The sequence below is a fragment of the Saccharopolyspora sp. 6M genome, from assembly GCF_020176775.1.
GTDB lineage: Bacteria > Actinomycetota > Actinomycetes > Mycobacteriales > Pseudonocardiaceae > Saccharopolyspora_C > Saccharopolyspora_C gregorii.
The window spans coordinates 1-6,189 of the sequence record NZ_JAIUJZ010000294.1 but is presented as its reverse complement, the minus strand read 5'-3'; the positions used below and the strand labels follow the sequence as shown (position 1 = coordinate 6,189).

Here is a 6,189-nt window from a genome sequence, read left to right as displayed (position 1 = left end):
CACCCGGCCGCCCCCGAGCGCGCCGCGTCCACCGCCCGCTGCGGGTCGAGACCACCGGTGAGGACGACGACGTGCACCGCGGGCCGGTGGGTGCGCACCGACTCCACCAGGTCCCCGGTGGAGCGCACCGGGTCCACGTCGACGGTGACGACGTCCGGGCGCAACCGGTCGACCAGGGCGGGCAGCTGCGGATCGTCGGTGGCGCACCGGCCCACCACCCACACGTCCGCCACCTCGGAGAGCCGGGCGCTCAACGCCTCGGTGAGCATGAGGTGGTCGTCCACCATCAGCAGCCGCAGCACGTTCACCACCTCACGGTCCCGCGCCGCGGCGCGGAAGTCCTCATCCACCTGCGGGAGACCGGCCGGCTTCCGCGCCACCTCAGCCGGCCTGCGCACCGGCGCCGAGGCCGGGCTGCTCGCCGGGCGGCTCGACCCGGTGGCGGCGCGGGCTGCTCCAGCGGCCGGTGGAGCGCGACCACCACGCCAGCGGCAGCGCGGCGAGCGCGATCGCCGAGTCCAGCACCCGCATCGGCAGGAACAGCCACGCGTAGAGCAGGAACCGCGGCTGCCGCTGGATGATCGCCACCACGACCGTCAGCAGCAGGTCCGGCAGCACGATCCCCAGCAGCAGCGCGGGAACCGTGAGGTAGCCCGACACCGCCTCGTAGGTGCCGGCGAACCACGGCACGGTGAGCACCCCGCCCACCAGTTCCGGGACGAGGAGCACCAGCAGCACCAGCGGCAGCAGCACCAGCATGATCCCGCTGGTGAGCAGCTCCACCAGCAGCAGCGTCAGCATCGCGGTGAACAGGTTCAGCCGCGGCGGGTGCCTGCGCACCGTCTGCCACAGCCCCAGCGACCACCGCCTCGACTGGCGCACGTAGTCCCGCAACGTGCCCGGGTCCTGGGTGGCGGCGACCGCCGAGGGCGTGAACCCGATCTTGCCGAGGCGCTTCTGGTAGACCTCGAAGGTCATGTTGAAGTCCTCGATGACCAGCCCCGGCGGGTTCACCTCGATGTTCGGCAGCACGTCGGTGCGGTAGACGCTGGCGAAGCCCGGCACGATGTGGGTGGCGTTGACGTGCCGCCAGGTCTGGCCGAACTTCAGCAGGTACTGCGTCATCGAGTAGATCCGCTGCCGGTGGAACGCCACCACGCGCCCGGCGAACGACAGCGAGCGGTCCCGCCACTCGGTGCGCACGCAGCCCGCGACGGCCACCACGTCCGGATCGTCGAACAGCGGCAAGGCGGCGCGGAAGTAACCCGGTTCCACCCGGGTGTCGGCGTCCAGCAGCATCACCAGGCGGAACCGGCGCACCAGCCGGAACCGGCGGATGCCGACCTGCAGGGCGCCTGCCTTGCCCACGTTGTCGTCGGTGCTGATCACGTTGACCCCGGCGCGCCGGGCGAGTTCGACGGTGCGGTCGGTGGAGCCGTCGGAGACCACGTGCACCTGCTTCAGCGGCACCAGCCGGGTGATGGCCCGCAGGCTCTCCGCGATGACGAGCTCCTCGTTGTGGGCGGCGATGAGCACGGCCACGTCGGTGAGCTTCAGGTCGGTGGCGCGGCGCAGCCGGTGGCGCCCGGGCTGCGCCTTCTTCTCCCGGTGCGCCTGCAGGTCGGCGACCTTCGTCCGGCGCGGCACCATCCGCTCCCGCGCGGCGCCGCGCCAGCCGTCCAGCACCCGCAACAACCCGATCAGGCCCCACAGCGTGAAGTTCGCGCCGAAGACCGCGATCGCCAGCACCCACCACGGGATCATGACCGCCCCCTCATTCGCCGACCGGCAGGCTCTCCGCCAGCCGGTTCCAGGTGGCGGTGTCCTCGTAGCCGTACATCCACAGGTAGACGCCGCGGATGCCGGAGCCGCGGGCCACTTCGAACTTCGCCTTGGAACTGACCGAGTTCTCGAACCAGACCTCGTGCTCGCGGCCGCGCTCGTCGGTGTAGCGGAACCACGGGGTCTGGCTGACCGGGTCGTAGTTGGTCTCGGCGCGGTGCTGGGTGGCGAGCTGGAAGGCCTGCAGCCAGGTGACGTTGGTGCCGTGCTCGCCGACCCAGTCGTAGCCGTAGAGCGGGATGCCGAGCACGATCCGCTCCTGCGGGATCTTCGACTTGGCGTACTTCACGACCTCGCGCACCCAGCCGATCGGTGCGACCGGCCCGGGCGGCGAGGTCCCCCAGTGGAAGTCGTAGCCCATCAGCCGCACCTGGTCGGCGGCCCGGCCGATGACGACGAAGTCCTGGACGACGTTGCGCTCGTCGTAGCCCTCGTCGCTGGCCTTCGCGAACACCGCCACCGACAGGGTCTTGCGCTCGGCCCGCAGCGCCGCGCCCAGTTCGGTGACGAAGGCGCTGAACGCGTCCCGGTCCCCGGCGCGCAGGTTCTCGTAGTCGATGTCGATGCCCGCGTAGTCCTCGCGCTCGACCAGCGCGACGATCTCCCGCACGTGCCGGTCCCGCAGCCGCGGGTCGTGCAGCACCTTCGCGACCGGTTCGTACGCCCAGCGCCCGTCGGTGATGTTGGCCAGCGAGGCCACCACCGGCACCCCGGCCTCGCGGAGCTTCCCGACCTGCTCGGCGACCTCCGCGGTGCGCTCCGGCGGGAACTGGTGGGTGATCCGCCCGTCGTCGCCGAGGCCGTAGATCCACGGCGAGACCTCGTTCACCGAGTCCCGGTTGGCGACGACGGTGGTGGTGCCGTTGCCGAGGTTCCAGAACGGCAGCGACGCCACCACCAGCGTGCCCGGTTTCGACGGCGACATCATGCGCGGCGCCGCCATCACGACCACCAGCAGCGCGGCGATCGCGATGAGCGCGATGAACCAGACGGAGCCGCCGAAGTGCCGGACCCGCCGCGCCCGCGGGCTGGGGCCCTGGTCCGGCGGCCAGGACCGCGGTCCGGTCGGTTCCGGTTCGTCCGGGCCGGATCCGGCCCAGGTCCGCCGCCACCACGCGGTGAGCTTCGCCCCGAGGCCGTCCTGCTCGGCGCCGTCCGCGGTCGCCACACCATCTCGTTCTCCTTCCCGAACCCCGTCGTCGCTCATCGCCGCCCCGCTTACGCCGAGACGACCTGCGCGGCGCGCGTCTGCTCGTCGATGACGGCGCGGATGATGTCGTCGAGGGTGCGCGCGGGCTGGAACCCGATGAGCTCGCGGGCCTTGGCGCAGTCCGGCACCCGCCGCTGCAGGTCCTCGTAACCGGCACCGTAGGCGTCCTCGTAGGACATCTTCACCACGCCCGCGTCGGATCCGGTCAGCTCCAGCACGCGGCTCGCCAGGTCCATGATGGACACCTGCTCGGTGCTGCCGAGGTTGACGGCGGTCCCGTTGGCGGCGGGCAGCTCCGCCAGCCGCGCCAGGGCGGGCACCACGTCGTGCACGTGGCAGAAGCAGCGGACCTGGTGCCCGGTGCCGAACACGGTGAGCGGCCTGCCGTGCAGCGCCTGGCTCACCAGCCGCGGGATCACCATGCCGTAGCGGCCGCTCTGCCGGGGCCCGACGGTGTTGAACAGCCGCACGATCACCGCGTCCAGCCCGAGTTCCCGGACGTAGCAGCAGGTGAGGCTCTCGTCGATGGCCTTCGCCTCGGAGTAGGTCCAGCGGGTCTTCAACGGCGAGCCGATCAGCCGGTCGTCGGTCTCGGCCAGGCCCGGTTTGGTGTTCTTGCCGTAGATCTCGCTGGTGGAGGCCACCAGCACCCGCGCCCCGTGCCGGTGCGCCGAGTCGAGCACGTTCTCGGTGCCGTGCACGTTGGTGAGCAGGCCGCGCAGGGTGCGCTCCTGGATGACGAACGCGCCCACCGCGGCGGCCAGGTGGAACACCACGTCCACTTCGGACACCAGGTCGTCGATCAGCGAACCGTCGAGGATGGTGCCGCGCACGAACCGGAAGTCCGGCTCGTCCGCGGGCAGGTTCGCCTCGCTGCCGGTGCTGAGGTCGTCGACGCCGACCACGGTGTTCCCCTCGGCCAGCAGCCACTCCACGAGGTGCGAGCCGATGAACCCGGCGGCTCCGGTGACCAGCGCCCTCATCGGACCCCTCCGCCCTGCTCGGTGGCCAGCTCCCGGCCGGCGACGCGCCTGCCTCCGGAGCGCAGCCGCTCGTAGAGGTCGTCGATGCGGCCGGTGACGGCCTCGATGCCGTACAGGTCGCGGATCACCGGCACGTCGCCGCGCGGGCGCCGGTCGGTGACCTCGGCGGCGATCTCCGAGCGCATTCCCTCGACGTCGCCGGGCACCTGCCGGGCCCGATCGGTGTGCACGCCCTCCAGCGCGGGGCAGGTCGTGTACAGCACCGGCATGCCGTTGGCCAGCGCCTCCAGCACCGACAGCCCGAAGGTCTCCTGCTTGGAGGAGGCCACGAACAGGTCGAACGCGGACAGCATCGCGGACACGTCGTGGCGTTCCCCGGCGAAGACCACGTGGTCGGCGACGCCCAGCGCCGCCGCCTGCTGCTCCAGCCGTTCCCGCTCGGCGCCGCCGCCGACGACGAGCAGCTTCGCGCCCTCGCCCAGCAGCGGGGAGGCCGCCTCGATGACGAGGTCGAAGCGCTTGTTCGCGTCCAGCCTGCCCAGCACGCCGATCACGTGCGCCCGGTCGTCGATGCCGTGCTCGGCGCGCACCCGCGACCGCGCGTCCGGGTCGAACGACACCCGGCCGAAGTCGACGCCGTTCGGGATGACGGTGATCTTCTCGGCGCGCATCCCCCAGTTCGCGAGCCGGTCGGCCACGGTCTCCGACACCGCGATGGTGCGCTGCGCGAAGACGTCGGTGCCGAGGTACAGGCCGCGCACCCCGGCGGTCATCCGCCTGCGCTCCAGGTGCGTCTCGCCGATCGAGTGCTCGGTGCCGACGACCACCGGGGTCCCGGCGAGCCGGGCGGCGAGCTTGCCGTAGACGCACGCCCGGTACAGGTGGGTGTGCACCACGTCGTAGCCGCCCTCGCGGATCAGCGACCGCATCTTGAGCACGGCGCCCAGCTGCGTGTTGCTGGTCATGCCGAGGTCGCGGACCCGGACCCCGTCCCCGGTGATCATGTCGGCGACGTCGCCCGGGTTGTAGAGCGCGAGCACGTCGGCGTCGTGCCGGGTGTGCTGCAAGATCGATCTGAGCTGCAGCTCGGCACCGCCGACCCCCAGACCGGTGATCACGTGCAGAACCTTCATTCCTGGTCTCCCCCCATCGCGGTGGCCAGCACGATGCCGACCGTCCTGGCCACGACCACCACGTCCAGCCACGGCGTCCAGTTCTCGATGTAGCGGTTGTCGAACTCGGCCCGCTCGGGGATCGAGGTGTCCCCGTGCAGGCCGTGCACCTGGGCCCAGCCCGTCATGCCGCCGCGCACCCGGTGCCGGTCCCGGTAGCGCGGGACCTCGCGGGCGAAGCGCTCGGCGTAGCAGGGCCGTTCCGGGCGCGGCCCCACCACCGACATCTCGCCGCGCAGCACGTTGCCCAGCTGCGGCAGCTCGTCGAAGTGGGTGCCGCGCAGCCAGCTGCCCAGCGGAGTCGTGTCGGCCGGGCGCACCGCCCAGCCCTGCGCGGTCCCGCGCGGCACGGTGCGCAGCTTCACCACGGTCGCCGACCGGCCGGGACCGGTGACGCGGCGCTGGCGGAACAGCGCCGCCCCGCCGCCCCCGAAGCGGACCGCGGCGGCCAACACCAGCAGCAGCGGTGCCAGCACCACCAGCAGCGCCCCGGCCAGCACCACGTCGAACGCGCGCTTGACCAGAGCCGCGGCCGCGGTGTGGTTCCAGCGGCGCAGCGGCACCAGCGGGATCCCCCAGACCTCGTCGAGCAACCGCTGCGGCAACGCCACCCCCAGCTCCGGCAGCGCGGGCACCAGGTGCACCGCGGCGGGCAGCGGGCGGGCGGCCCGGACGATGCCCACCAGATCCGCTTCGGTGTCCGCGGCGCACAGGACCACCCGGGTGGCGCGGTACCGTGCCACCAGCTCGGCCCGCTGCCGCGGCCGGCCCGGCACCGGCACCGCCGCCGGCACCGGCTCGTCGGCGAGCAGCAACGGCCGCAGCCCGAACTCCGGGTGCTCCAGCAGCGCGCGGGAGATCCGCACCCCGGTGGCCCCGGCACCCACGACCAGCACCACCTCCACCAGCCGCCCGCGCCGGTGCGCGGCCCGCAGCCCGGCGACCCCGGCGAGGCGCGCCAGCACCAGCCCGCCCGCCCCCG

General features: G+C 72.8%; 6 protein-coding genes. All 6 read right to left on the bottom strand.

The genetic code is table 11. The features are described from left to right. Positions 1-380, bottom strand: a 380-nt coding sequence (locus tag LCD31_RS27835; protein WP_374201691.1) for a response regulator, incomplete at its 3' end; no start/stop codon positions are given. 1 nt (position 381) lies between these two features. Beyond that, positions 382-1,764, bottom strand: coding sequence for a glycosyltransferase family 2 protein (locus LCD31_RS27830; protein ID WP_224963013.1), 1,383 nt, complete (start codon positions 1,762-1,764; stop codon positions 382-384). A 10-nt stretch (positions 1,765-1,774) separates the two neighbouring features. Beyond that, positions 1,775-3,010, bottom strand: a complete 1,236-nt coding sequence (locus LCD31_RS27825) for a glycosyl hydrolase family 18 protein (protein WP_224963011.1) — start codon at positions 3,008-3,010, stop codon at positions 1,775-1,777. Positions 3,011-3,060: 50 nt separating this feature from the next. Next, positions 3,061-4,035, bottom strand: a complete 975-nt coding sequence (locus tag LCD31_RS27820; protein ID WP_224963009.1) for an NAD-dependent epimerase/dehydratase family protein — start codon at positions 4,033-4,035, stop codon at positions 3,061-3,063. Beyond that, on the bottom strand, positions 4,032-5,168 hold the full coding sequence (locus LCD31_RS27815; RefSeq protein WP_224963007.1) for a glycosyltransferase: 1,137 nt from the start codon (positions 5,166-5,168) through the stop codon (positions 4,032-4,034). The genes LCD31_RS27820 and LCD31_RS27815 overlap by 4 nt, the downstream gene beginning before the upstream one ends. Next, positions 5,165-6,189: sugar transferase (locus LCD31_RS27810; RefSeq protein ID WP_224963005.1), on the bottom strand; the 1,025-nt coding region annotated here is incomplete at its 5' end. The genes LCD31_RS27810 and LCD31_RS27815, both read right to left, overlap by 4 nt.